Raw genomic sequence first — 25,356 nt, 5'->3', positions numbered from 1 at the left:
CCCGCCCATGGCCGCCATCGAACTGGACGGCGTAACGAAACGGTTCGGGGACGACAGTGGTGTCCTCGATTCACTTCGGTCCTCCACCGAAGCCGATGTCGTGACCGCCGTCAGAGACCTCTCGTTCACCGTCGAGGAGGGGGAGGTCTTCGGATTCCTCGGTCCCAACGGGGCCGGCAAATCCACTACGATAAACATGCTCCTCGACTTCGTGCGCCCGACGAGTGGCACAGTCCGTGTCCTCGGACACGACGCCCAAGAAGACAGTGTCGCCGTTCGTCGCCGTACCGGCGTCCTCCCCGAAGGATACGACGTGTACGACCGTCTCACCGGTCGCGAACACGTCGAATTCGCTATCGAGTCGAAAGAATCCGACGACGACCCCGACGAACTGCTCGCCAGAGTCGGCCTCAGCCAAGAAGACGCTGACCGCCGCGCTGGCGGGTACTCGAAAGGGATGTCGCAGCGCCTCGCACTCGCGATGGCGCTCGCTGGCAGTCCCGACTTGCTCATCCTCGACGAGCCATCGTCAGGACTCGACCCCGCCGGTGCGCGCGAGATGCGCGATATCGTCCGTGCCGAGGCCGACCGCGGCGCGACGGTGTTCTTCTCGTCGCACGTGCTCGGACAGGTCGAAGCGGTCTGTGACCGCGTCGGCATCCTCCGCGAGGGTGAACTCATCGCCGAAGACAGCCTCGACAGCCTCCGAGACAAACTCGAATCGGAGTCCGTCCTCAGACTGGAGGTCGACGGCGATGCGGACCTCGAAGCAGTCCGCGCCGTCAGTGGCGTCTCGTCTGTCGACCACGACGGCGACAAACTCGTCGTTGCCTGTGAGCCCGACGCCAAGACGAACGTCATCGAAGCCGTCGAATCGTCTGGTGCGACCGTCGCCGACTTCGAGACCGACTCGGCGTCGCTGGAGGACATCTTCCTCGCGTACACCGAAGACGACCGAGAGGAGGTCCCGGCATGACGCTCGAATCAGTCGCCAGAAAGGACTTCCGCGACGCGTTGCGCTCGCGGTGGCTCATGGGGCTGACGGTGTTCTTCGCGCTCCTCATCGGTGGTTCGACCGTGCTGTTCTACGGCGTCCTGCTCAAAGGAGCGGGTGCGAACTCCGAGTCGCTGTTCGGACTTACGACCGCGCCCGGTGGCCTGTTTAGCTTCTCCTACGCGGGGATGCTCGGGTTCGTCTTGGCGCTCATCGCGCTCGTGACCGCGCACGGCTCGCTCATCGACGAGCGCGAGTCCGGGTCGCTGAAGCTCCTGCTCTCGCTGCCGAACTCCCGCCGCGACGTGGTGTTCGGAAAGCTCGTCGGCCGGACGCTCGTCGTCGTCGCTTCGATGCTCGTCGGCTTCGTCATCGCGCTCTTCGCGATGCTCTTTACCGGCGCGCAGGTGGCGTTCGTCTCCTTCGCCGGACAGGTCGCCCTTTCAGGTCTGCTGGCGACGGCGTTCGTCTCCATCGGCATCTGGCTCTCGGCGTCGTCGAACACGCCGCGACAGGCGCTGTTCGGCACCATCGGCCTGTACTTCATCTTCGCCGTCCTCTGGTCTACGGTGGCGACGGGGATTCCGCGCCTGTTCAACTGGGCCGCGGGCAAGGTCCCCGGAATCGACCCGATGGCGGCCGAGCAAATCGTCCTCACGCGGCTGTTCATCAAGTACCTGAACCCGCTTCGGGCCTACGAGACGCTCATCGCGCAACTGTACGGGTCGGCCGCGGCCGCCCGTCTGTTCAAGGCCGGACTGCAGGAGTCGCTGGTTCTCCAGCCAATCCTCAAGGAGTCCATTCCGGTGTACCTCTCGGGGCCGTTCATCCTCGTGGTTCTGCTCGCGTGGATTGCGATTCCGCCGATTCTCGGCTACCGGTCGTTCCAGAAGTCCGACCTCTGATTCGGCTGCCGGTTTCTGACTCGGCTGCCGACCTCTACTTCGGCTGCCGACCTCTGATTCGGCCGCCGAACTGTTTCCCAGCTGCCGACCCGTTTTTGTAGGCTTACGCCGGCGGATACTCGATACCGCGTTCCGCCAACAACGCCGCGAACTCGTCTTCGTCGAGCGTCGGCACCCCGCGCTCGTCGGCGTCGTCCCGCTTCGACTGCCCCGGATTCTCGCCGACGACGAGGTAGTCGGTGTTGCCGGAGACGGAGCCAGTCACGTTGCCGCCGTGGGCTTCGACGAGTTCGCGGACGTCGCCTCGGCTCACGGCGAGCGCCCCCGTCACGACGAGGGTGAGGTCGGCGAGTTCGTCGCCGCCGGACTCGACAGACTCGGGTTCGACGCCGTGGTCGAGAAGCGAGCGAATCACGGCGCGGTTGTCCTCGTTCTCGAAGAAGTCGCGGACGCGGTGAGCGACCGTCTCTCCGATGTCGGGGACGGTCGTCAGCCGCGCTTCGAACTCGTCGAACCGGGACTCCGGAACGTCCTCACCGATGGGGAACTCGTCTATCGACCCGAACTCGCGGGCGAGCGCGCGGGCGGTCGCTTCGCCGACTTCGGGGATGCTCAGACCGACGAGGAACGAATCGAGCGATGGCTCGTTCGACTCTTCGATGGCCTCGACGAGGTTCCGGGCGCTCGTCTCGCCCCAGCCCTCTAACTCGACCAACTCCTCGACCGTGAGGTCGTAGAGGTCGGCCACTGATTCGACGAGTCCGGCGTCGACGAGTTGCGCCACGCGCTCTTCGCCGAGGCCGTCGATGTCCATCGCGGCCTTGATGGCGAAGTGGCCGATTGACGCCTCGCGCTGTGCGGGACAGGAGAGACCGCCGGAACAGAACGCCAGCGGGCCGTCGCGGTCGACGGGACTTCCACAGACGGGGCACTCGTCCGGGAACTCGTAGTGTCCGCTGGCGCTTTCGCCGGAGTCTGTCCGGCGGGCCGACGACTGTTGCTCGTCGGCTTCGACCACCTCGACGACTTGTGGAATCACGTCGCCAGCGCGCTTGACGCGGACGCGGTCCCCGACGGCGACGCCGAGAGAGTCGATTTCGTCCGGGTTGTGGAGAGTCGCCCGCGAGACGGTCACGCCGCCCACGTCCACCGGGTCGAGGAGGGCGACGGGCGTCAGGCGTCCCGTTCGGCCGACCTGCACGACGATGTCCCGAATCGTCGTCACCTCGTGACGGGCCGGGAATTTGTAGGCGAAGGCCCAGCGGACCGACCTGCTTTTCTCACCCAACTCCTCGCGGGCCGCCCGTGAATCGACCTTGATGACGGTCCCGTCGATTTCGTAGTCGAGGTCGTCGCGGGCCTCCAGCATGCGGTCGCGGTAGTCGATTGCTCCGTCCACGTCCTCGACGCGGTCGAGTTCGTCGGCGACGCGGAGGCCCCAGTCTCGGAGGTGGTCGAGCGACTCCCACTGCGAGTCGGGCGTCTCGCTCGCGTCGAGGATGTCGTAGAAGAACACCGCCATCGGGCGGTCGGCGACGACGCTCGGGTCGAGGTTTCGAATCGTCCCGGCGGCGGCGTTTCGGGGGTTGGCGAAGGGGTCATCGCCCGCCTCGACGCGGCGGCGATTCAGGTCGTTGAACGCCGGTTTGGGCATGTACACTTCGCCCCGAACGGCGAGTGTCTCGGGGTAGTCGCCCCGAAGACGGAGCGGAACCGTCGGAATCGTCTTCACCTGCGCGCTCACGTCGTCTCCGCGTTGGCCATCGCCGCGGGTGGCGGCGCGGACGAACTGCCCGTATTCGTAGACGACTTCGACCGAGAGGCCGTCGAACTTCGGTTCGCAGACGTAGGCCACGTCGCCAACCTCGCGACGGACGCGCTGGTCGAACTCACGTAAGTCCTCGGCGTCGGTGCTCTGGTCGATAGAGAGCATCGGTGCGACGTGTTCGACCGTCTCCAGCGCTTCGATTGGCTCGCCGCCGACACGACTCGTCGGGCTGTCGGTCGTGTCGAGGTCGAACGTCCCTTCGAGCGCGAGCAGTCGAGAAAAGAGGGCGTCGTAGGCGGCGTCAGAGATGAGCGGTTCGGCCTCGACGTAGTACCGGTGGTCGTGTTCGCGGATGGCGTCTCGGAGGAGTGACGCTTGCGCTTCTGCCTCCTCTCGTGGGAGTTCTTCGGCGGGTTCGAACTCCGTCGGCGGGTCGCGGAGATACGGGTTCGACTCGACGTCGGTGTCTGCCATTGTCCGTTGGGTCGAACGCAGGCGGCGTAAACACACCGGGGAAGCGATTGGTGGCTGACCGGGGAAACGATTGCTGACTAGTGACTCACCTACGTGCTCGATGACGGTAGATACTTCAAGTATGAATCTTCAGTGACAACAATGTCCGGAACGCTGAGACGTGACGACCGCGGTGTTTCGCAGGTCATCGCGACGATTCTTCTGGTGGCCATCGTCGTCATCCTCGCTGCGACGACATCGACGTTCCTCCTCGCCGAGGCGTCGTCTGCGCCGTCTCCAGCACCGACTATCGACGTTTCGCACAGACTCGTCGACGATGGTGAAATCGTCGCAGTCACGCTCGACGCGGGCGACTCCGTTCGGACCAATCGCCTCTACGTCATCGGCTCGAAAAAGCTCGATATCGGGAGCGCTCCCGGGAGCAGTACCGCGCCGAGAGACGCCTACGCAAGCACGCGCGAGAAGTTCACTGAATCGAGCGGCGGGAACCCGCCGCAGGTCGGCATCGGCGACACGTGGGAGGCCGGAGAGACGGTGTATCTCAATCCGGTCGGAGGCGACCCGAGTGGGACGACAATCGGTATCTACTGGAACACACAGCCGATAGAGGGCGTCAACCCCGGCACAGTCAACGGGGAAGACACGTACAAGCTATTCGAGTTCACCGTCTGAGAACGACGCTCCAGCGCGTCTGAAGCGACCTGCTACCGACGGTTGACGACCATCTCGACGGTGCCTTCCGGACGGAGGGTAATCGAGGGGTCGAATTCGAGTTCGTGCGTCGGGTCGACGGTCCACGACTGGGCGATGGTGGCGAGCGCGAGGCGGGCTTCGAGGAGCGCGAATCGGTCGCCGATACAGCGGCGCGGGCCGCCACCGAACGGGAAGTAGGCGAACTTCGGCAGGTCGCGTTTGAACTCGCTCGTCCACCGACTCGGGCGGAACTCCAGCGGGTCGTCGTAGAACCGGGGGTCGCGGTGGATGACCCACTGCTGAGCCGAGACGGTCTGGCCGGGTTCGATGTCGTAGTCGCCGAGCGTGTCCGGTTCGGCGGCCTCGCGGACCAGTTCCCAGACTGGCGGATAGATGCGCATCCCCTCTGTAATCACTTGCTCTGTGTATGGAAGGTCGTCGAGGTCCCCGAACGACGGGCTGTCGCCGTCGAGGACGCTATCGAGTTCCTCGCGGAGGGTGTCGGCCTGTTCTTGGTTGGTGCCGAGGAGGTGAAGCGTGTAGGTGAGCGCGAGCGCGGTCGTCTCGTGGCCCGCAAGCAGGATTGTGACCAACTCGTCGCGAATCTGCTCGTCCGGAAGCGGGTTGCCGTCCTCGTCGCGGAAGGTCAACAACAGCGAGACGATGTCGTTCGACTCGGGGTCGAGGTCGCCGTCACCGTTCCGGCGGTCCTCGATGATACTGCCGACGACTTCGGTGAGGTCGGAAAGCGCCTGTTTGTACCGGCGGTTGAGCGGCGTCGGCACCCACTGCGGTACGTCGACCGGGCGACGCATCGAGACCGACGAGTAGTCCATGACGGTTTCGAGCGCGTCGCCGACGGCCGACTCTTCTTCGCGAATATCCACGTCGAAGAGCGTCTTGGCGGCGATTTCGACCGTGAGGCTCATCATGTCCTCGTGGATGTCTCGCGTCTCGCCGTCTTCCCACGACGACAGCATGCGCTCTGTGTACTCGACCATGATTTCGCTGTACCGTTCGAGCATCTGCGGGAGGAACGACGGCTGCATCAGGTGGCGCTGTTGCCGCCAGAACTCGCCTTCGCTGGTGAGCAGTCCATCGCCGAGAACCGTCCCCAGCGACTCCTGAAAGAGTTCGCCCTTGATGTACTTCTGGTTCTCGTGGACGAGGACGTGTTCGACGAGTTCGGGGTCGCTCACCTGATAGAACGACATCCCGCCGATGTTGTACTCGGCGACGGGGCCGTATTCGCGGGCGACGCCAGTGATGAACTCCAGCGGGTCGTCCGCGTACTGGAACGTGTTGTGAACCACCGGGACGCCCGACGGACCCGGGGGCTGTTCGGTGTGTGTCTGCGGTGCTTCTGACATAGTTATAGAGACGGGGTCCTTCCGAATGGGGTTGCTGCCGATGCCCGCCGGCCCTTTATATGGTGGCTATCCAATACGGGTCAGCACTTTCGATTCCACTTTCCGCAAGTGTTCGGAGACGGTACTCGGTGAGCAGTCGAGTTCGGCGGCCAGTGTTTCGATAGACACCTGCCGCGGAATGTCGTAATATCCGTTCTCGACGGCGGTTTCGAGTACTTCGCGCTGGCGTCTGGTGAGTTCGGCTCGAACCCCGTTTCGAACCGGTTCGTAGTCGGAGAGTCCCTCCACGCAGAACGCGTCCCGAAACGACGCCGGTAGCGACGAGACGGCACCGGTGAGTTGGGTGTGCGTCCCGAGGACGTTGACGACGACGCCGTCGCGGGTGAGTCGAATCGGCGTGTCGAGAAGCAGGTCGTGTTCGTCGACGAGTTCGAGCAACCGCCGCACGTCGTCGTTCGGGTCGAGGTGGACGTGGCACGCGACACCGCCATCGGAGGTCTCTCCAACGTCGAAATCGACGATATCGGGGTGGTCTGCCAGCCGGGACTCCACGTCCGGTGGCGCGTCTTCGAGGATGCACAGCTCGACGACCGTCCCGTCGGGGCGGAGCCGAAGGTCCCGCAGTTCGCCGCACGGGTGCCGGTCGTCGACGGCAAAGAGGTCGTAGGGACTCCCGAACGGGTTTTGCTCGGCGTCGAAGTGAGCCCGGAGACACTTCATGTGCGTACTCACGCCCGCGAGCCTATGCAACTTCCTCTCTGTCTAAACTCGTTCAATCGTCGATGACAGTTCGAGGACCGGGCAACGCTTGCCGTGACTGTGAGTTATTCCCTTGTGTGGATTTATGCGTCTCATACATGACCCGAGGTTTCCGCACTCGCGGCCTGCACGCCGGACAGGACCCCGACCCGGCGACAGGGGCGCGGGCCCCGCCACTCTACCAGACCACGTCGTACATCTTCGACGACGCGGACTACGCTGCCGACCTGTACGCGCTCGAAGCCGACGGCAACGTCTACTCTCGTATCTCGAACCCGACGACCCGTATTCTCGAACGCCGACTCGCCGCTCTCGAATCGGGTGTCGACGCGGTGGCCACCGCCTCGGGGATGGCCGCCCTCGACGGCATCACGACCGCTCTGACCTCCGTCGGCGACAACGTCGTCCTCTCCGAAGAGATGTACGGCGGCACCTCGTCGTACTTCTCGAAGACCGCGAACAAACGCGGTATCGAAGCCAGAACCGTGCCGACGCTCGACGTGGACGCCTACGCGGACGCCATCGACGAGGACACCGCCTTCGTCCACGTCGAAACCGTTGCGAATCCGTCGCTGAAGACGCCCGACTTCGAGGCCATCGCCGACGTCGCCCACGAGAATCGGGTCCCGCTCGTCGTGGACAACACGTTTGCGACGCCCGCGCTCTGTCGTCCTATCGAACACGGCGCTGACATCGTCTGGGAGTCCACGACGAAGTGGCTCCACGGGTCCGGGACGACCGTCGGCGGGGTCGTGGTGGACGGCGGCACCTTCCCGTGGGACGCGGCCGACTACGGCGAACTCTCCGGCGAGAACCCCGGTTTCGACATCGACTTCGTCGAGCGATTCGGGGAGCGAGCGTTCGCCGAAGTCGTCCGCCACCGGGCGGTTAGAACCACCGGCGGGTGTCAGTCGCCCTTCGACGCGTGGCAGACGATTCAGGGCATCGAGACGCTGGCGCTTCGGATGGAAGCCCACTGCGAGAACGCCCGTCAGGTGGCCGAGTTCCTCCGCGAGCGCGACGGCGTCGCGTGGGTGACTTATCCCGGGTTCGAAGACCACGAGACGCACGACCTCGCCACCCGATATCTGGACGGGCAGTACGCGGGGATGGTCACGTTCGGACTCGCTGGCGAGGACGACGAGGCGGCCTACACAGCGGCCAAGACCGTCTGCGAGTCGGTCGACCTCGCGAGCTTCCTCGCCAACATCGGCGACGCGAAGACGCTCGTCATCCACCCGGCATCGACGACACACGCTCAACTCTCCCACGACGAGCAGCGTGCTGCGGGCGTCGGTCCCGACATGCTCCGCCTCTCGGTCGGTATCGAGGATGTCGACGACATCATCGCCGACCTCGACAACGCTATCGAAGAAGCGCAGTCCGCGACTGCGACGGCACAGGCGGAGCAACGGACACAGGCGACGGAGCAACAGACGCAGACGGCAGAGAAACAGACGCAGACGGCGGACCAACGGACACAGGAGGAACGATGAGTCGCACGCGAACCCCAATCGGTCGGCAGGTCGAATCGGACACCGTGAACGTCGGCGAGTTCCGCTTCGAGTCGGGCGAGGTCATCACCGACATGCAGGTCGCCTACGAGGCATACGGCGAGTTCACGGGCGAGAACGCGGTTCTCGTCTGTCACGGCCTCACCGGAAGCCAGCACGTCGCGGGGCGCGGCACCGACTCGGGCGTCTCCGGGCAGGCCAGCGCGTGGTGGTCCGACATCGTCGGCCCCGGCAAGGCAATCGACACGAACGAGTACTACGTCGTCTGCGTGAACGTTCCGGGGTCGTGTTACGGAACCAGCGGCCCGGCAAGTGAGGGTCCCGACGGGGAGCCGTGGGGAACCGACTTCCCGCCGGTCACCGTCGGCGACTGGACGCGCGCCCAGCGACTCCTTCTCGACCACATCGGCATCGGCAGACTCCACGCCGTCGTCGGCGGCTCGGTCGGCGGGATGAACGCCCTCGACTGGGCCGTGCAGTACCCCGACGACCTCGACAGACTCGTCGTCGTCGCGTCCGCGGCTCGCCTCGACCCGCAGTGTCTCGGCCTCGATGCGATTGCCCGTCGGGCCATCACGACCGACCCGAACTGGAACGGCGGCGACTACTACGGCGAAGACCGACCCGACCCCGAACAGGGACTCGGACTGGCCCGGCAAATCGGCCACCTGATGTACCTCTCGAAGGACTCGATGGACCGCAAGTTCGGGCGTCGGTCTGCGGGGCGCGGGGGTCGCGGAGACGCCTACCCCGCCGACCCGGCGGCGATGTTCTTCCCCTACCGCGAGGTGGAGTCGTACCTCGACTACCAGGCCGAGAAGTTCGCCGACCGATTCGACGCGAACTCGTATCTGTATCTCACCCGCGCGATGGACGACTACGACCTCGCGGAGGGCTACGAGTCCGACGCGGCGGCGCTCTCGGCGTTCGAAGGCGAGGCGTTGCTCCTCTCGTTTACGGGCGATTGGCACTTCACGACCGAGCAGTCCGAGTCGGTGGCGGAGGCCTTCCGCAGCGTCGACGTGCCCGTCGCGCACCACGTCGTCGAATCGGACCACGGCCACGACGCCTTCCTCGTCGAACCCGAGAAGGTCGGGCCGCCACTCGATGCCTTCCTCATCGCCGGTGTCGAGGGGCGGGCCGTCACCGACACCGCACCTGACGGGGGCGAACCGGACTCCGAGACGGACTTCGCGCCGGTCCACTCGTCGCTGTTCAGTCGCTAATCAGGCCGCCAACCGACTGTCGCTTTCAGCTGTTCGTCACCCGTCACGTGCGGCGTGGTTAGCATCGCGTGCCACCACATCTCAGACACCGGCGGGAATTGCGTCCGACACCCCGATTTACGCCCGTCCGCTCCGAGAGTCGAATCATGAGCGACGACGAGACGCCCGGGTTCCACACCCGGAGCCTGCACGCCGGACAGGACCCAGACCCCTCGACCGGTGCCCGTGCACCGCCACTCTACCAGACTACGTCGTACGTCTTCGACGACGCCGCCGACGCGGCCGCCCAGTTCGCCCTCGAAAAGCCGGGTCACATCTACTCCCGACTGATGAACCCGACCGTCGGGATGCTCCAAGAGCGCCTCGCGTCTCTCGAAGGCGGCGTCGGTGCCGCGGCCACGTCGTCCGGGATGGCCGCGTTCGACCTCGCGAACTTCCTGCTCGCCTCCGCGGGCGACAACATCGTCTCCGCCTCGTCGCTGTACGGCGGGACCTACACGTACCTCACCCACACGGTCGAGCGCCGCGGCGTCACCACGAAGTTCGTCGACACGCTCGACGTGGACGCCTACGAGGAAGCTATCGACGAGAACACCGCGTATGTCCATCTCGAAACCATCGGCAACCCCGCGCTCGTGACGCCCGATATCGAGGCCATCGCCGACGTGGCGCACGACCACGGCGTCCCGCTCGTCGTGGACAACACGTTTGCGACGCCGTATCTCTGCAACCCAATCGAACACGGTGCGGACATCGTCTGGCAGTCCACGACGAAGTGGATTCACGGCGCTGGGACGACCATCGGCGGTGTCCTCGTCGACGGCGGGACGTTCCCGTGGGAGGAGTACGCCGACGACTACCCCGAGATTGCGAAGCCGAACCCGGCCTATCACGGTGTCAACTTCGCCGAGACGTTCGGCGACGCCGCGTTCACCTACGCCGCCATCGCCCGCGGTCTGCGCGACCTCGGGAACGCACAGTCGCCGTTCGACGCGTGGCAGACGCTCGAAAAGCTGGAATCGCTCCCGCTGCGGATGCGGGCGCACTGCGAGAACGCACAGGCCGTCGCCGAGTTCCTCGACGACCACGAGAAGGTGTCGTGGGTGAACTACCCCGGTCTCGAATCGCACGAGACCCACGAGGAAGCGAGCGAGTACCTCGATGGTGGCTACGGCGGCATGATTACCTTCGGTCTCGCCGACGGCTACGAGGCCGCCAAAGGGACCGTCAACAACGTCGAACTCGCGTCGCTTCTGGCAAACGTCGGCGACGCGAAGACGCTCGTCATCCACCCGGCGTCGACGACCCACCAGCAACTCACCGACGAGGAGCAGGCCGCCGCGGGCGTCACGCCCGACATGGTTCGTCTGTCGGTCGGCATCGAGGACGTAGACGACATCATCGCCGACCTCGACCAGGCGATTCGGTCGGCGTCGGACTGAGTTCAGCGTCACGTTCCGTCGTCGGCCGAGGGTGAACTGGCCGACAGGACCACCGCTCCTTTTGTGTCTCAACAACAAGGACACGTCGTGGTAGAAGCACTCCTCTTCGTCGGACTCCTGGTCGCAGTGTTCGTCGGATTCAACATCGGCGGCTCGTCGACGGGAGTTGCCTTCGGCCCGGCCGTCGGGAGCCAGGTCCTCGGTAAACTCGCCGCCGCCGGGTTGATGACTGCGTTCGCCTTACTTGGCGGATGGACCATCGGTCGCGAAGTGGTCGCGAAGATGGGTGGCGAAATCGTCCCGCAGAGTGAGTTCACCCTCTTGGCGACCGTCGCAGTCCTCTTTTTCGTCGGTCTCGCTCTCCTCGTGTCCAACACGTTCGGCGTTCCGGCCTCCACGTCGATGACGGCCGTCGGAGCCATCGCTGGCCTCGGCCTCGCACGCGGCTCGCTCAACTCGGACGTGATGCTCGAAATCATCTCGTGGTGGATTGTCGCGCCGGTCATCGCCTTCTGGATTTGCGCCGTTCTCGGCCGCTACGTCTACCCCTATCTCGACGCGTGGCTCCAACTCGACCAGACGCCCGGCGCACTCGTCACCCTCGACCGTAGTTCGGTGATTCCGCGGGTTCGACTCGGTCCGAACACGACGATGCGAGAGTTCGGGAGTACCGTGCTCGTCGTCGTCGTCGCGTGTTACATGGCGTTCTCCGCTGGCGCGTCGAACGTCGCCAACGCGGTCGCGCCACTCGTCGGCAACGGCGCACTGGAGATGAACACGGGTATCCTCCTCGCTGGCGGCGCTATCGGTCTCGGGGCCTTTACCATCGCTCGCCGGACGCTCGACACCGTCGGCAACGACCTCACGGAACTGCCGATTCTCGCCGCGCTCATCGTCGAAACGGTCAGTGCGTCGCTTATCTCTTTTCTCTCGGCAATCGGCATCCCGGCCAGTCTCGCGGTCAGCGCGACGATGTGTATCGTCGGCCTCGGCTGGGGCCGCGCCACTCGGACCGTTACGCTCGGTGACGCACTCGGCGGCGAAGCCCCGCAAGTGTCGGTCAACGCGCTCACCGTCGAGCGAGAAGACGAAGTCCCGAAGATGGGTGAGGAAGCCCCCGACGAACTCTCCGCGCACGACCTGTTCGACCCCGGCACGACCGGTCGCGTCATCTTCTTCTGGATGCTGACGCCGTCGCTGTCGGCGATTGCCTCCTACGCGCTGTTCTCGTCGAACTTCTTCTGAGGCCGCAGCGGGTCGTCGGTTTCGCTGGCCATTTTGCAAGGTCATTTGTGACGAAAAACACCGTATGAGAACCGCTCACGCCGGTCGATTCCAGTCGGAATGAACAGCAAAGTCTAATGGTGTGGCCACCGAACCGCTTGTTGATGCCCACGGTAACCTACCTCAACTACGAAGCTCTCGACGACCAGGGATGGGACCTCGACGACGAGGACCTCTTCGAGAAGGCTGCTGACGCCGGTCTCGACGCTGAAGACTTCGGCGAACTCGAAGTCAACCAGGGCGAATACATCCTCGAAGCCGCCGAGGCGCAGGGCTACGACTGGCCCTTCAGCTGCCGCGCAGGTGCCTGTGCGAACTGTGCAGCTATCGTCAAGGAAGGCGACATCGAGATGGACATGCAGCAGATCCTCTCCGACGAGGAAGTCAACGACAAGAACGTTCGTCTGACCTGCATCGGTTCGCCTACTGCGGACGAGGTCAAGATCGTCTACAACGCGAAGCACCTCGACTACCTGCAGAACCGCGTCATCTAAGGCGCTAACTCAGTCTTTTCTTTGACGCTGCACGGGGAGCCACAGCTCTGTGATTCCTGCGACGCCAGACGCGGGAGGAAGTCAATACTCTCAGTTGAGTCCGAGGCTTAGTTTCAGTGCGTCGTCTACCTGACCCATCGTTCCCGCGTCCAGATTCCCGACGACCGAGTGAATCCGCTTCTCGATGGAGACGACCCGAATCTGGTCGAGACGGACCGACGAGTCCTTCTCGAACGGCGAGCTGTCAGCTTCGACCAGTACCTCGAACGGGTAGCCTCGGTACGTGCCCGTCGCGGGTGCGACGATGGTTGTACTCGCATTCGCGTTCCCGATGTCGTTCTGGACGACGACCGCTGGCCGTGTCTTCTTCATTTCGTGGCCTTCAGCGGGGTCCAACCGGACGATGACGACGTCACCGCGTCGAACTGCCGTCTCCTCGCTCATTCATCCAGTCCGTTCCACGCCTCGTCCGACGTGTCGTCCCACGCTTCGGCCAACGATTCCGCACTTTCCGACGCCTCTCGGTAGGCGGCGGCGAGTTCGTCCTCGTCGGGCTGGTCGTTTTCGACTTCTACTACGGCGACGGTCACGCGCTTGTTCGCGTACTCCGTCCCGAGGTAAATTCGACCCCGGTCGTCGGTGTCGTTGGTTCGCAGGTCTCGGGCGTCTACTTTCATCGTGTTGCCCACTATGACCCATTGCTGAATAACTCTTGCCCACTATTACCCACTACACGGGGTGGGTGAGACAACTGCTGAAAGAACCGCGTCATCTAAGACGCCAACTCAGTCTTTTCTTTCGACGCTACTCGGGGAGCGACAACTCCGGCACTTGCACTATCGACACTGAGAACCTTCCCGAACACCTAACTCCCCGGCAATCCGTCTGCCGGTATGTTCGGAATCGGAACGCTCCCCGACCTCCTGCGATTGGTGGTCGTCCCCGTCCTCGCGTGGACGGCGTGGCGCGACATTCGCACGCGGCGCGTCCCCAACATCGTCTGGTACCCGCTGGCGGCGTTGGGTCTCGTCTTGCTCGCGTGGGAACTCCTCGGCCACCTGCCACCGGAGACGGTCTTCGACCGCCTCTATCTCGTCCGCGTCGGCGTGAGCGTCTTCTTCGTCATCCCGCTTTCCTACCTGTTTTGGCGTCTCGGCGGCTTCGGCGGCGCCGACGCGAAGGCACTCATGGTCTTCGCGTTGTTGCTGCCGACCTTCCCGAGTTACGTCATCGGTGCGACTGAATACCCCCTCACGGAGACGACACTCGGCGTCTTCTCGATGACCATCCTGACGAACACCGTCATCATCGGCCTCGCGTATCCCATCGCACTCGCGGCCCGTAACCTCGCCGCCGGCGAGTTCGAACTCCCGCTTTCGTTCGTCGGGCGGCGCGTCTCGGTCCCCTCGTTGGCGACGGCGCACGGCCGTCTCTTCGAGTCACCCGACGGCATCACCCGAAACGGACTGGACCTCGACGCGCTCCGGATGTACCTGCGGTGGCGTGGTATCTCGCTTTCGGACCTCCGCGAGAACGCCGCGACCCTGCGTGACCCCGAAACTATCGGCGAGACGTTCGACCCGACGGACGGCGCGGTCCACCGCGAGGTGACGACCGACGGCGGCGTCTCCGACGTCGATGCCGAGTCCGCCGAAGACGCGACAGACGCCGACTTCGACGACCCGTGGGGTGCCGAAGCGTTCCTCGACGACATCGACGGGTCGGCCTACGGGACGACGCCCGAGAAACTCCGCGGCGGTCTCGAAGTCGTGGCGACCCGCGACGCGGTCTGGGTGTCGCCGGGCATCCCGTTCATCGTCCCGATGTTCGTCGGCCTCGTCGTCGCGTTCGTCTACGGGGACCTCCTCTTCGGCGTCCTCGGGGCCCTCGGAATCGTCTAATCGCAGACACGTCGGGCCATGACACGCGGATAACCAGGCGACGACGCATAAAGAGATAACACGCGGCATCCCGTGAGCCGAACCATGACGGTCGATGTCGACTTCGGCGACGACGGTCTCGTCCCGGCGGTGGCGCAGGATGCCGACTCGGGCGAGGTTCTCATGCTCGCGTACGTCTCGCCGGAGGCGCTGGAGCGAACCATCGAGACGGGGCGGGCGCACTACTACTCGCGGAGTCGCGACGAACTTTGGGAGAAAGGCGCATCCAGCGGCCACACACAGGAGATTCGCGAGGTTCGCGTCGATTGCGACGCCGACACGCTGTTGTACCTCGTCGACCAGAACGTCGGCGCGTGCCACACCGGCCACCGGTCGTGTTTCTACCGGACTGTCGACGGCGAGAACGTCGGCGAGCGCGTCTTCGACCCCGACGACGTCTACGACGAATGAACAGATGAACTTCGCACAGTACAGATGGTGAACGTCGTCGCCGTCGTCGCCGCGGTGCTCGGTCTCGTGTGCTTCGCACTCGGTGCGCGACTGCTCAAGAGCGACCTCGCCGCCCGTCGGGTGGCGCGCTCGGACGACCCCGAATTCGTCCTCGACCCGAACCGCGAGGACCCGCCTGACGACGAGATAGACGGCGACGGTCTCGAACGCGGCTTCATGTTGCTCGTCTTCGGCGGACTGTGCCTGCTCTTTGCGGCGCTCAGTCTGTGAGCGGCCGGTGCGATTTTTCCTGAGCCGGGTCAGTCTGTGAGCGGCCGGGCCATGAGCAACGCCGGATAGGATTCGTCGCCGACTTCGGTCTCGAATTCCTCGACCACTTCGAACCCTTTCGCCCGGTAGAACTGCTGTCCGACCTCGTTTTCGGCAAAGGTCTCTAAGACGAGACGGTCGTACTGCTCGGGAATTGCCGCAGTAACCGCATCGAGCAGTGCCGACCCGATGCCTTGCCCCCACCGGGACGGGTCGACGTAGATTGTCCACAATCCGGCTTCGTCGTCGCCGACGAACGACTTCGCCTCGGTGCCCCAGCGTGTGGCAGCGAAGCCGACGACAACCGGACCGCCACCGAATGGGGGTTCTTCGACTGCAACGACGTATCGCCCGGACTCGGTCTCGTTGAGCGTGGTCGCGTAGTCGAACTGCTCGCGAAGCCACTCCTCGCTGGGTTCGATTGTCGGGTCGGGAAGTGCCTCGTCCGGGAGGATGTGGTCGTAGGCTTCGACCCAGCAGCGCGCGTTCACCCGCCGGATGCCCCGCATCTCGGCGGTAGAACGTGGTGGTCGAACCTCGAACTCGTCGGCCATACGGTCGCTTTGCGGCGTCGGGTGAAAAATAGTCGTACGGCGTTACAATTCGTCCACTGCAGCGCGAAGCGCGTCGGCGGCTTCTTCGGCGAGTTCGGTCGCCCGCTCTTCGGTGTGGCCTTCGGCGTAGATGCGGACTTTCGGTTCGGTTCCGGAGGGTCGGACGAGTACCCACGCGTCGCCGTAATCGAGGCGGTAGCCGTCGGTCGTGTTCGGCGTCGCGTCGGCCGACTCGGCGTACTCGGCGGCGGCGTGCAGCATCGCCTCTAACTCGTCGTCGCTGTCGTACGAGAGGTTGATGCGAACGTTGTGGTAGTCCTGATACGGTGCGACAATCTCGCTCGCGGGGCGCTCGGCGACGAGTTCGAGGAACTTCGCCGCGATGTACGCGCCGTCGCGGACGAGGCGGTAATTGGGGAAGAAGACGCCGCCGTTGCCCTCGCCGGCGACGGGGACGTTCTCGCCCTCGCGCCAGAGTTCGCGGATTCGGGTGATGAGGTTCGTCGCGCCGATTGGCGTGAGTTCGAGGTCGGCACCGACTTCCTCGCACACGTCCACGAGTCGCTGGGAGACGTTGACGGCCGAGACGGTCACGTCGCCGGGTTCGAGGAACGCGGCGGCGAGCGCGGCAAGCGATGCCTCGCCGGAGATGACCTCGCCGTGTTCGTCCACGAAGATTGCCCGGTCGGCGTCGCCGTCGTGGGCGATACCGACGTCGGCGTCGGTCGCACGGACGAGGCGTTCGAGGTCGCGGAGGTTCTCGGGGACGGGTTCGGACTCGCGGCCGGGGAAGTGACCGTCGGGTTGCGCGTTGACCGTGCGGACCTCACAGCCGAGTTCGCGGAGGAAGTCGGGCGAGACGAGCGACCCCGCGCCGTGGCCGGGGTCGAGGGCGACGGTGAGGTTCGCGTCTGCGATTGCGTCGCGGTCGATGTTCGCGAGGAGTTCCTCGCGGTAGTCGTCGTTCGCCGTCTCGATGTGCTGTACCGAGCCGACGTCGTCCCACCTGCTCACGTCGAACTCCTCGGCGAGAATGTGGTCCTCGATGCGTTCTAACTGCTCGACAGAGAGTTCGACACCGTCGTCGCCGACGAGCTTGACGCCGTTGAACTCCGGCGGGTTGTGCGAGGCCGTGATGACGACGGCGGGGATTTCCTCCGTCTCACAGTATCGCACTGCGGCGGGCGTGGGAACCACGCCGAGGTCGTCGACGTCGACGCCGACGCTGGCCAGGCCGGACGATGCGGCGTTGACGAACATCTCTCCTGTCGTTCGCGTGTCGCGGGCGATGGCGACACGGTCGGTGTTCCAGACCGTGCCTGCGGCCTTTGCGACGCGGAGCACGAACTCCGGGGTGAGGCTCTCACCCACCACGCCGCGGGTTCCGCTGGAACCGAAGAGTTTCATCGAGTGTGTCTGTATCCCGGCGCGACAAAGCCGTTCCGAACTGATGCCTCACAGATTCCCTACAAGAGCATATTCCAATTGACACGAATGGGTTCGTGGCGGGCACAGTCACCGCATCCGGTGCGTTTAGGCCCGTCGCTCACCCACGGATGGGCATGTTCCCGGAGTTCGAAGTCGTCCCCGCCGTCGACATGCAAGACGGCGAAGTCGTCCAGCTCGTGCAGGGTGAACGCGGCACCGAAAAGACCTACGGCGACCCGGTCGAGGCCGCCCAGCGGTGGGTCGACGCTGGCGCGCGAACGCTTCACCTCGTGGACCTCGACGGTGCGTTCGAGGGCGAGCGCGCGAACGCGCCAGCGGTCGATGCCGTCCTCGACGCCGTGGACGTGCCGGTCCAACTCGGCGGCGGGATTCGAACTGCCGACGACGCCCGAGCGCTCTTCGACCGCGGCGTCGACCGCGTCATTCTCGGCACTGCGGCCGTCGAGAACCCGGACATCGTCGCCGAACTCGCCGAGGACTACCCCGACGGCGTGATGGTCAGTCTCGACGCCAAAGACGGCGAAGTCGTCGTCTCCGGGTGGACAGAAGGGACCGGTCTCGACCCCGCGGAAGCGGCCACGCGGTACGAAGACCTCGGTGCCGCGGCTATCTTGTTCACCGACGTGGACGTCGAGGGTCAACTCGAAGGTGTCCACCTCGACACCACCGCCCGCGTCGTCGATGCGGTCGATATCCCGGTCGTCGCGTCCGGCGGGGTTGCGTCGCTGGACGACATTCGCGAACTTCGCGACGCGGGCGCGGCGGCGACTGTCGTCGGGACCGCACTCTACGAGGGCCAGTTCACGCTCGAAGAAGCGATGGACGCCTGAGTTCGGTTGGGGCGTCGCGACGGCAGATGCCCGAGTTTCTCAGAACCGGATGTAGCGTGTGGCAACCTTAGCGAGGCTATCGACCGTCCCGTAGACGCCCACAGCCACGAAGAGCACCCCGATGAGGACGGTCTCCAAGCGGGACGTGTGGAGGAACGGCCCGCCGAGTGCGAGCATGCTGAGCGTCACGACGTCACGCTTCGGGTTCACGGTCGGTATTGGTACCGCCATCCGTATTGAACCCACGCCCACATACTGCTGTGGCTCATCGTTGGCTATCGTCGGCCCCGGCCCCCACCAGCGTCGCACCCACGGCCAGCACGACGAGCGTGATGCCGAGTGCGACTGCGACGTCGGTTCCGACGGTGAGCAAGAGCCCTCCCACGCAGATGGTGTACCCAGTCACCAGTGCCCCCTTCCGATGCATGAGCCACAGTATCCGTCGGAGAGTATGAATTTCCGGCAGACGGGCGTCAGACTGCCATTCAATCATTGACACGTTCATCGTTTAGCAGGTGGGTGACGCCCGTGAACACCGGTGCAGCACCTGCAACGACGCGAACCCATTTACGTTCGCCCACCCTCGAACGCGACATGAGCGACGCGGACAGAACTGCGGCCGTCTCCCGTGAGACCTCGGAGACGACTATCGACGTGACGCTGGCTATCGACGGCGATGGCGATGCGGCCGTCGATACCGGTATCGGATTTTTCGACCACATGCTGGAGGCGTTCGCCAAACACGGCCTGTTCGACCTGACGGTCCAGTGTGACGGCGACCTCCACATCGACGACCACCACACGGTCGAAGACGTGGCAATCGTCCTCGGCGAGGCGTTCGTCGAGGCGCTCGGCGACAAGCGCGGTATCGTCCGCTACGCCGACCGAAAAGTCCCGCTCGACGAGGCCGTCGCCTCGGTCGTCGTGGACGTGTCCGGACGACCCTATTTCGAGTTCTCCGGCGACTTCTCGCAACCCTACGTCGGCGAGTTCACGAGCCATATGGCCGAGCACTTCGCCATGTCGCTGGCGATGAACGCGGGTCTCACCCTCCACGCTGGCGTCGAGGGCGACAACGCTCACCACGAGGTCGAAGCGCTGTTCAAAGCACTGGCGCGCTCGCTCGACGATGCGACTCGCGTCGACCCGCGTCGGTCCGACACGCCGAGTACGAAAGGAAAATTGTAACGCCGCGTCAGGCTTTTCGAAGCATCTTCCCGTCTTCTTCCAACAGTCCGCGCTTGATTGCGTAGTCGAAGATGTCCGCGACCTGTTGGTCGTCGAGGTCGTAGGCACCCGACGCGAGGGCTTCGACTTCTGCTCGTTCCACCGGGAACTCGCGGTTCTGCAGGATGCGGATGACCTTTCGGAAGTTCGGCGGTTCGGGGCCGATATCCTCGGCGTCAGTTTCGTTCGACTCTTTGGCGTCGGTTTCGTTCGGCTCTTCGGCCAGCACGTCCTCGTCGGACGAGTCAGCAGCGTTGACAGCGGTTGTCTCGCCGTCAGTCGAGTCCTCGGTCTCTGTGCCCTCGTCTTTGGTTTTGTCTCCGTCTCCGTCTCCGTCTCCATCTTCGCCTTCGCTCGCGTCGCTGGCGTCGTAGTCGTCGGGTACCGACGGCGATGGCTCGGGTTCTGCTCCCACTGCCTCGGTGGCGCTGGCGTCGCCGACCGACCCCTCTGGCCCGGTGTTGGTGGTCACGTTGGCCCCGGTTTCGGCGGGTGCATCGTCGGCGACATCGACGCTGGCGTCGGCGTCGAGGCGGTCCAAGAGCGGTTTGACGGCGTCCGTGAGCGTCTCGCGGCAGCTCTCACAGAGGACGATTCGCCGCTGGTCGTCGGCCGGTGTGAACGCTGGCGGCAGCATCTCGAATACGCCGACAGCGTCGGCACCGCAGAAGTCGCACGTGCGTAGTTCGTGCATGGTCGAGTCGTCTTCGTGCCGACGGTTAAAGCCTCGTCTGACGCCTGTGGCCGCATCTCCTCGTGTCTCGTAGCCACACACCAAACCGCAAGCCCCCGACGTATCACTTAATGTGGCCGCCTACAAACGCACTCGATAACGAATGTTTGACGAGATTATGGAGAAGTTCGAAGGCAGTCCGAGTCAGCAGGCGGTCATCCGCCTGCTCTTGGAACGAGGCTTCTCCGTCAACGACGAAGGCCGAGTCGTCTCGGGCGGCATCGAGATTCCAAACACCGGAATCGCACGCGAGGCCGGTGTCGACCGCCGCGTCGTCGATTCGACCACCGATGCCATTCTGGCCGACGAAGAGTTGCGGCGTATCTTCCAGAACATCTCTGCGATTCCGAGTCTGATGGACCTCGCACCCGTCCTCGACCTCTCCGTGCTGACAGTCGAAGTCGGCAACGCCGACGCACCCGGCATCGTCGCAACCATCACGTCGGAACTCGCCGACGCGGGCATCTCCATCCGGCAGACGATAAGCGAGGACCCGGAGTTCACCGACGACCCCAAACTCTACATCATCACCGACGAGGCGATTCCCGGCGACTTACTCAACGACCTCTCGAACCTCGATTTCGTCCGGCGAATCTCCATCGCGTAGCTTCGACTGCGACGAAACTGCACATTCGTACGAGAAGACTCGATTTTGGACAAGTTTCATGTCCCAAATCGTGCTATAGTGGAACATGGATGAGTCGAATACCTGCCTGTGTTGTGGGGCACCGGTGTCGAAGACGCGCCACCTCTGTGGCGTCTGCGTCCAGAACGGCTGTACATCCTACGCCAACGCCTGCGGCCAGTAGCCGGTGGTCGCGACCTGATGGTCTCTCTTCTTGTGCGAATGCTTTTGAGTCCTGCACTGCCAACTCCGAGTCATGACTGACGCCTATCGTACCGTCGGCGGCCGGGCCGAAGCGCGATTCGAGGTACAGGGCTCGGAGTTTATCGGGTACATCTCGCCCGCCGAGACGGTCGAAGAGGCGGAGGCGTTCGTCGAGGAAATCAACGAGCGTCACCCGGATGCGACCCACAACGTCCCGGCGTACCGCGTTCCGGCAGGCGGCGCATCGTCGTCGGTTCCGGGTGGTGGGAACGTCATGCTTCGCGAGTACCAGAGCGACGACGGCGAACCGACCGGGTCGTCTGGCAAGCCGGCGCTCAACGTCCTCGTCCAGCAAGAGGTTCGCAACGTCGTTGCGGTCGTCACGCGCTACTACGGCGGGACCAACCTCGGCGTCGGAGGCCTCGCTCGCGCCTATTCGCGGGCCGTCAAAGAGGCGCTCGGCGAAGCCGGTATCGTCGAAGAGATTCCGCACGAGCGCTTCACGGCGACGGTCGACTACGACGACTCGGGGAGCGTCCGGGGCATCATCGAGTCGTCGGGTGTCGAGTTCGACGCCGACTACGACCAGCGCGTCTCCTTTTCGGTTCGCGTCCCGGTCGACGAGGCGGACGGCCTTCGGGATAGACTCCGAAGTGCGACGAGCGGCCGGGTCGAACTCGAATAAAAAGATCCGGACGTTCCGGCTGTGAGAGTTACTTAGTCGGTCGGTTCGGGCGAACCGGACGGCGTCGCCCGTTTTCCTTGGTCAGCCTCGCGGCGGTTCTTCAGCGCGAGCGCACCGAAGAGCAGGCCACCAGCCCCGCGCATCGCGAGGTCGACGATGACCGTCTCGGGTGCTGCGCCGACGAGACCGAGTGCGCCGCCGAGGTCGAACACGGCGTTCAGGAGCAGGCCGGGTGCCATGAGCAGGAACGCCGAGATGGCGTACAGACCGCGTTCGACGCGCGTCGCGCGACTGTAGAGGTACCCGATGACAGTCACACCAAGTCCGATGACGCCGACGAAGACGCCGAGGACGGGGATGACGACCTCGGGAACGAAGTACGAGAGTTCAGCGACGTCCGCTCCGGTGATAACCCGGGCAGCCTCCCCGCGACCGCGGAGGAGCAGGATGCCCGGCGTGAGTGCGAACGCGAACGGGACGATTGCCTTGTTGAGCGACAGCGAGAACGCCTTCGTCCCGGTTCGGAACGGATTCGACCGGGCGATACCACTCGCGGCGTACGCCGCCACCGCGACCGGCGGTGTGATGTCTGCAATCACCCCGAAGTAGAGGATGAACAGGTGAGCCGCGAGCAGCGGGATGTCCGAGGACTGCGCGATAGCCGGGCCGAGCAGCGAGACGAGGATAATGTACGTCACCGTTGTCGGCATCCCCATGCCGAGGATGATAGAGGCGATAGCGGTGAACAGGAGGAGCAGGACGATAGACCCGCCCGCAACCGCCTTGATGAGCGCCGTGAGGTTCGGCCCGAGCCCCGTCGCGCTGACGACGCCGGGGATGATACCCGCGGCGGCGACGGCGACGACGACTTCGGTCGAGGTTCGAGCGCCCGAGTCCATCGACTTACCGATGAACGTCACGTAGCGGAACGCTTTGACGTCTGCAAGCGACGGTCGGGAGACTGTCTCGGCGATTCGCTCGGACGCTTCGTCTGCCGCGTCGTCGAGTTGGAGCAGCGGTGTTTCGAGGTGCGGACGGAGGAGCATCGTCACGAGACTGACGAAGATGACGATGATGCCGAGGCTTCCTGCGGCCGAAAGCATCGCATCCACGAAGCCGAGGGCCTCACCGCTTTCGCCCATGATGGCACCGAAGATGCCGACGCCGGTCGTGAAGTACGCGCCGAACTGTGCGAGGAAGATGACCGCGATAGTTCCCACGAGTGGGACGCGGGTCCGCTCGTTGTACGCCGACACCACCGAGAGGAGCGCCATGATGGCGATGAGCGTGAACCACGCCGAGCGAGCGACGGTCAGACGCTCGACGAGGAGGTAGTACATCAAGAGGATGAGCGGGATGAGGTAGAACCACCCACGAGTGAGGTGCGTGCGGATGTCGATGATGTCGGCGGGGTCGAGACCGCCGATACCGGCCCGCGTCGCTTCGAGGTGGACCATCACCCAGACCCCGAAGAAGAACACGACGGCGGGGATGGCCGCCGCGATGATGATGTCGGCGAAGGGGACGCCGATGAACTCGATCATCAGGAAGGCGGCCGCTCCCATGACGGGCGGAAGAATCTGCCCGCCGGAGGACGCCGAGGCTTCGACAGCCCCAGCGAACTCGGAGCGGTACCCAGAGCGCTTCATCAGCGGGATGGTGAACGCACCGGTCGTCACCGTGTTCGCGATGGACGACCCGGAGATAGTTCCCATGAAGCCGGACGCGAGAATCGACGCCTTCGCCGGGCCACCCTTTCGGGTTCCCGTCGAGGCGTACGCGAGGTCGATGAACCACTGTCCCGCACCGGACATCTCCAGGAACGCCCCGAACAGGATGAAGATGTAGATGAACTGCACCGACACCGTGACCGGAATGCCGAACACTCCGTTTTCGGTGTTGTACCAGAGGTTCTGGATGATGTTCGCCCACGTTCCTTCTGGGATAGAGAGAACACCGATGAGGGGCATGTCCGGCGAGATGAGAAAGCCCCAGCGCGCGTAGACGATGAACGACGCGACGATGACCATCAGGTAGAACCCGAGGGAGCGTCGGGTCGCTTCGAGGACGAGCAGCACGCCCACGACACCGAGGAAGAACGGGTAGGAGACGTCGGCGAGCGGGATGCCAAGGGCGCTAATCGCCTCTGCAACGATTCCGAGCGGGCCGAGATATTCGGCCACGGTACGCCCTGCTTCCAGCCCGAAGACACGGAGTTGCTGAATCTCCTGCCACTCCATCACCATGTACGCCGCCGTCGCGGCAGCGAGGATGGCGAACAAGATGTCGAGCGGTGTCACGCGGTCGCGGTCGGGGTCGACTGCCAGCCAGCGAACGAACCGGCGGAGTCCCGCCGCGCCGCGCGTGATTGGATGGCTCTCACCGAACTGCGAGGCGAGCGTCGGCACGATGCGACCGAGTCGAGACGCAAACCTGCCGTGGCCCGTCGTCGGCGGGAAGAGGATAAACGCCAAGATGAGCGCGAAGGCGACGTGGACCGAGTTCACTTGCAGCAGTTGGAGCGCACCCAGCGACACCTCGCCCACGACGGGCAGGGTCGCCGAGAAGTCGAAGCCGCGGGCCGCCAGCCACGACTGGAAGGCCGAAAAGGAGATGGCGATAATCGAGGTGACGATGGCCGCCCAGCCGGTCAGCGACCGCTTTCGCTCGATGCCTTCGAGCATCTCTTGGGCTTCTTCCTCGGATATCTCCTCGTCTCCGGCTTGTAGCTCCTCTTCGGACAGCGCTTCGTCTTCGGATGTCGAGTCATCCTCGAACGTCTCTTCGTCTGTACCTTCGTCGCGGTCTTCCGGTGGTTCTCCGCCGTCTGTTCGGACCGGTGGTGAGTCGTCGTGACGGACCGACTGGTCAGACCGGACGTCGCCGCTATCGTCGTCGGGGTCGGCGGTTCGACCCTCGTCGTGTGTTCTCTTCGTCATTGATTGGTCAGTGGAGGGCGGCGTCGAGCACTGATTGCTCTGTCACGTGGAGACGAACAGAGCGGGCATCAGACAGTGCAACGAGGTCGTACGTGTGTTCACCCACGTGGAGCTTGTGACCGGCGATGTGGCCGGGCTTGACGTACAGCTCTCTGTAGCTCCCCTGTGGGTTGAAGACGAACGACCCGTTTTCCGTCGTCACGTTCGCTCGCGCGGGGAGACCAGCGCCGTACGATTTGAACTCCATCCTCGTCATCACGAGTGTTCCGTCCTGAACCGCGTAGGCGTCGAGGACACGCGTCTTTTCGACACTGTGCGTGTATTCGAGCGCGACAGTGGTGTTTTCTTCGACGGGGACGGTCTTGAGACGCTCGCCCGTCTCGGCGTCTTCGACGACGAGTGCCTGCCCGGCTGGAACGGCTGCGCTCACACCGACTGCGAGCGCGAGTACCGCGACTACGACGAGGATACGTGTGTGAATCGAATCAAGCATCGAAAGGATGGGTTGTATGTGGCGGCTCGCTCAG

General features: G+C 64.4%; 27 protein-coding genes. 15 read left to right on the top strand and 12 right to left on the bottom strand.

Annotated features, from left to right (window positions below; genetic code table 11):
* Window positions 1–7 precede the first annotated feature (7 nt).
* Together KU306_RS04620 and KU306_RS04615 are read left to right on the top strand one after the other, a co-directional pair.
* Window positions 8–976, top strand: coding sequence for an ABC transporter ATP-binding protein (locus tag KU306_RS04620; RefSeq protein WP_258303019.1), 969 nt, complete (start codon window positions 8–10; stop codon window positions 974–976).
* Window positions 973–1,899: an ABC transporter permease gene (locus tag KU306_RS04615; RefSeq protein WP_258303018.1), complete on the top strand. Its 927-nt coding sequence runs from the start codon at window positions 973–975 to the stop codon at window positions 1,897–1,899. Before KU306_RS04620 ends, KU306_RS04615 begins: the two co-directional genes overlap by 4 nt.
* Before the next feature lie 103 nt (window positions 1,900–2,002).
* On the opposite strand, the gene ligA is transcribed toward KU306_RS04615, so the two are convergent.
* Entirely contained in the window at window positions 2,003–4,141 is a 2,139-nt protein-coding gene (ligA, locus tag KU306_RS04610; protein ID WP_258303017.1) for an NAD-dependent DNA ligase LigA, read from the bottom strand.
* Window positions 4,142–4,282: 141 nt separating this feature from the next.
* Between ligA and KU306_RS04605 the strand changes: the two genes are divergently transcribed.
* Window positions 4,283–4,813, top strand: a complete 531-nt coding sequence (locus KU306_RS04605) for a type IV pilin domain-containing protein (protein ID WP_007543934.1) — start codon at window positions 4,283–4,285, stop codon at window positions 4,811–4,813.
* 32 nt (window positions 4,814–4,845) lie between these two features.
* On the opposite strand, the gene KU306_RS04600 is transcribed toward KU306_RS04605, so the two are convergent.
* Window positions 4,846–6,204, bottom strand: a complete 1,359-nt coding sequence (locus tag KU306_RS04600; protein ID WP_258303016.1) for a cytochrome P450 — start codon at window positions 6,202–6,204, stop codon at window positions 4,846–4,848.
* Between the two features lie 66 nt (window positions 6,205–6,270).
* Complete coding sequence (locus KU306_RS04595) at window positions 6,271–6,924, bottom strand: helix-turn-helix domain-containing protein (protein ID WP_258303015.1); 654 nt, start codon at window positions 6,922–6,924, stop codon at window positions 6,271–6,273.
* Between the two features lie 137 nt (window positions 6,925–7,061).
* Between KU306_RS04595 and KU306_RS04590 the strand changes: the two genes are divergently transcribed.
* The 5 genes from KU306_RS04590 to fer all read left to right on the top strand — a co-directional run bounded on the left by KU306_RS04590 (window position 7,062) and on the right by fer (window position 12,923).
* Window positions 7,062–8,459, top strand: coding sequence for an O-acetylhomoserine aminocarboxypropyltransferase/cysteine synthase family protein (locus KU306_RS04590; RefSeq protein ID WP_258303014.1), 1,398 nt, complete (start codon window positions 7,062–7,064; stop codon window positions 8,457–8,459).
* Window positions 8,456–9,703 (top strand): homoserine O-acetyltransferase MetX, encoded by a 1,248-nt coding sequence (gene metX, locus KU306_RS04585; RefSeq protein ID WP_258303013.1) that lies wholly within the window; start codon window positions 8,456–8,458, stop codon window positions 9,701–9,703. The genes KU306_RS04590 and metX overlap by 4 nt, the downstream gene beginning before the upstream one ends.
* Before the next feature lie 146 nt (window positions 9,704–9,849).
* Entirely contained in the window at window positions 9,850–11,145 is a 1,296-nt protein-coding gene (locus tag KU306_RS04580) for an O-acetylhomoserine aminocarboxypropyltransferase/cysteine synthase family protein (RefSeq protein WP_258303012.1), read from the top strand.
* Window positions 11,146–11,271: 126 nt separating this feature from the next.
* The gene (locus KU306_RS04575) at window positions 11,272–12,390 is read left to right on the top strand and encodes an inorganic phosphate transporter (protein ID WP_193788130.1); all 1,119 of its coding nucleotides are present in this window, start codon (window positions 11,272–11,274) and stop codon (window positions 12,388–12,390) included.
* A gap of 143 nt (window positions 12,391–12,533) precedes the next feature.
* Entirely contained in the window at window positions 12,534–12,923 is a 390-nt protein-coding gene (fer, locus tag KU306_RS04570; RefSeq protein ID WP_007543924.1) for a ferredoxin Fer, read from the top strand.
* Window positions 12,924–13,013: 90 nt separating this feature from the next.
* On the opposite strand, the gene KU306_RS04565 is transcribed toward fer, so the two are convergent.
* Entirely contained in the window at window positions 13,014–13,367 is a 354-nt protein-coding gene (locus tag KU306_RS04565; RefSeq protein WP_258303011.1) for a type II toxin-antitoxin system PemK/MazF family toxin, read from the bottom strand.
* Window positions 13,364–13,600, bottom strand: a complete 237-nt coding sequence (locus KU306_RS04560) for a hypothetical protein (protein ID WP_007543922.1) — start codon at window positions 13,598–13,600, stop codon at window positions 13,364–13,366. Before KU306_RS04560 ends, KU306_RS04565 begins: the two co-directional genes overlap by 4 nt.
* 216 nt (window positions 13,601–13,816) lie before the next feature.
* On the opposite strand from KU306_RS04560, the gene KU306_RS04555 reads away from it, so the two are divergent.
* The 3 genes from KU306_RS04555 to KU306_RS04545 all read left to right on the top strand — a co-directional run bounded on the left by KU306_RS04555 (window position 13,817) and on the right by KU306_RS04545 (window position 15,544).
* A complete protein-coding gene (locus KU306_RS04555; protein WP_258303010.1) occupies window positions 13,817–14,824 on the top strand; it encodes an A24 family peptidase in 1,008 nt (335 codons plus the stop codon).
* 84 nt (window positions 14,825–14,908) lie between these two features.
* Window positions 14,909–15,274: a phosphoribosyl-AMP cyclohydrolase gene (hisI, locus tag KU306_RS04550; protein WP_007543920.1), complete on the top strand. Its 366-nt coding sequence runs from the start codon at window positions 14,909–14,911 to the stop codon at window positions 15,272–15,274.
* 24 nt (window positions 15,275–15,298) lie between these two features.
* Window positions 15,299–15,544, top strand: coding sequence for a hypothetical protein (locus tag KU306_RS04545; protein ID WP_007543919.1), 246 nt, complete (start codon window positions 15,299–15,301; stop codon window positions 15,542–15,544).
* A 29-nt stretch (window positions 15,545–15,573) separates the two neighbouring features.
* Here the strand turns inward: KU306_RS04545 and KU306_RS04540 are convergent, their stop codons facing one another.
* On the bottom strand, window positions 15,574–16,137 hold the full coding sequence (locus KU306_RS04540) for a GNAT family N-acetyltransferase (RefSeq protein WP_007543918.1): 564 nt from the start codon (window positions 16,135–16,137) through the stop codon (window positions 15,574–15,576).
* 42 nt (window positions 16,138–16,179) lie between these two features.
* The gene (glmM, locus tag KU306_RS04535; RefSeq protein WP_007543916.1) at window positions 16,180–17,544 is read right to left on the bottom strand and encodes a phosphoglucosamine mutase; all 1,365 of its coding nucleotides are present in this window, start codon (window positions 17,542–17,544) and stop codon (window positions 16,180–16,182) included.
* A 155-nt stretch (window positions 17,545–17,699) separates the two neighbouring features.
* Here glmM and hisA point away from each other — a divergent pair, with 155 nt between their 5' ends.
* On the top strand, window positions 17,700–18,416 hold the full coding sequence (hisA, locus tag KU306_RS04530) for a 1-(5-phosphoribosyl)-5-[(5-phosphoribosylamino)methylideneamino]imidazole-4-carboxamide isomerase (protein ID WP_007543915.1): 717 nt from the start codon (window positions 17,700–17,702) through the stop codon (window positions 18,414–18,416).
* A 39-nt stretch (window positions 18,417–18,455) separates the two neighbouring features.
* Here hisA and KU306_RS04525 read toward each other — a convergent pair whose 3' ends face one another.
* Window positions 18,456–18,647, bottom strand: a complete 192-nt coding sequence (locus KU306_RS04525; RefSeq protein WP_258303009.1) for a hypothetical protein — start codon at window positions 18,645–18,647, stop codon at window positions 18,456–18,458.
* 34 nt (window positions 18,648–18,681) lie between these two features.
* Window positions 18,682–18,843: a hypothetical protein gene (locus KU306_RS04520; RefSeq protein WP_160163443.1), complete on the bottom strand. Its 162-nt coding sequence runs from the start codon at window positions 18,841–18,843 to the stop codon at window positions 18,682–18,684.
* Window positions 18,844–19,010: 167 nt separating this feature from the next.
* Here KU306_RS04520 and hisB point away from each other — a divergent pair, with 167 nt between their 5' ends.
* Window positions 19,011–19,604: an imidazoleglycerol-phosphate dehydratase HisB gene (gene hisB, locus KU306_RS04515; RefSeq protein WP_007543907.1), complete on the top strand. Its 594-nt coding sequence runs from the start codon at window positions 19,011–19,013 to the stop codon at window positions 19,602–19,604.
* A gap of 7 nt (window positions 19,605–19,611) precedes the next feature.
* On the opposite strand, the gene KU306_RS04510 is transcribed toward hisB, so the two are convergent.
* A complete protein-coding gene (locus KU306_RS04510; RefSeq protein WP_258303008.1) occupies window positions 19,612–20,337 on the bottom strand; it encodes a hypothetical protein in 726 nt (241 codons plus the stop codon).
* 142 nt (window positions 20,338–20,479) lie between these two features.
* Between KU306_RS04510 and trpY the strand changes: the two genes are divergently transcribed.
* Window positions 20,480–20,983, top strand: a complete 504-nt coding sequence (trpY, locus tag KU306_RS04505) for a TrpY family transcription regulator (protein WP_007543904.1) — start codon at window positions 20,480–20,482, stop codon at window positions 20,981–20,983.
* 274 nt (window positions 20,984–21,257) lie between these two features.
* The gene (locus KU306_RS04500) at window positions 21,258–21,890 is read left to right on the top strand and encodes an IMPACT family protein (RefSeq protein WP_258303007.1); all 633 of its coding nucleotides are present in this window, start codon (window positions 21,258–21,260) and stop codon (window positions 21,888–21,890) included.
* A gap of 32 nt (window positions 21,891–21,922) precedes the next feature.
* On the opposite strand, the gene KU306_RS04495 is transcribed toward KU306_RS04500, so the two are convergent.
* Together KU306_RS04495 and KU306_RS04490 are read right to left on the bottom strand one after the other, a co-directional pair.
* Window positions 21,923–24,829, bottom strand: a complete 2,907-nt coding sequence (locus tag KU306_RS04495; RefSeq protein WP_258303006.1) for a TRAP transporter permease — start codon at window positions 24,827–24,829, stop codon at window positions 21,923–21,925.
* Window positions 24,830–24,836: 7 nt separating this feature from the next.
* Window positions 24,837–25,322, bottom strand: a complete 486-nt coding sequence (locus KU306_RS04490; RefSeq protein WP_258303005.1) for a DUF1850 domain-containing protein — start codon at window positions 25,320–25,322, stop codon at window positions 24,837–24,839.
* Window positions 25,323–25,356: the final 34 nt, after the last annotated feature.

This window comes from Haloferax larsenii, from assembly GCF_024730625.1.
GTDB lineage: Archaea > Halobacteriota > Halobacteria > Halobacteriales > Haloferacaceae > Haloferax > Haloferax larsenii.
Note: the sequence above shows the minus strand (reverse complement) of the source record. Positions and strands in the feature narration are given on the sequence as shown.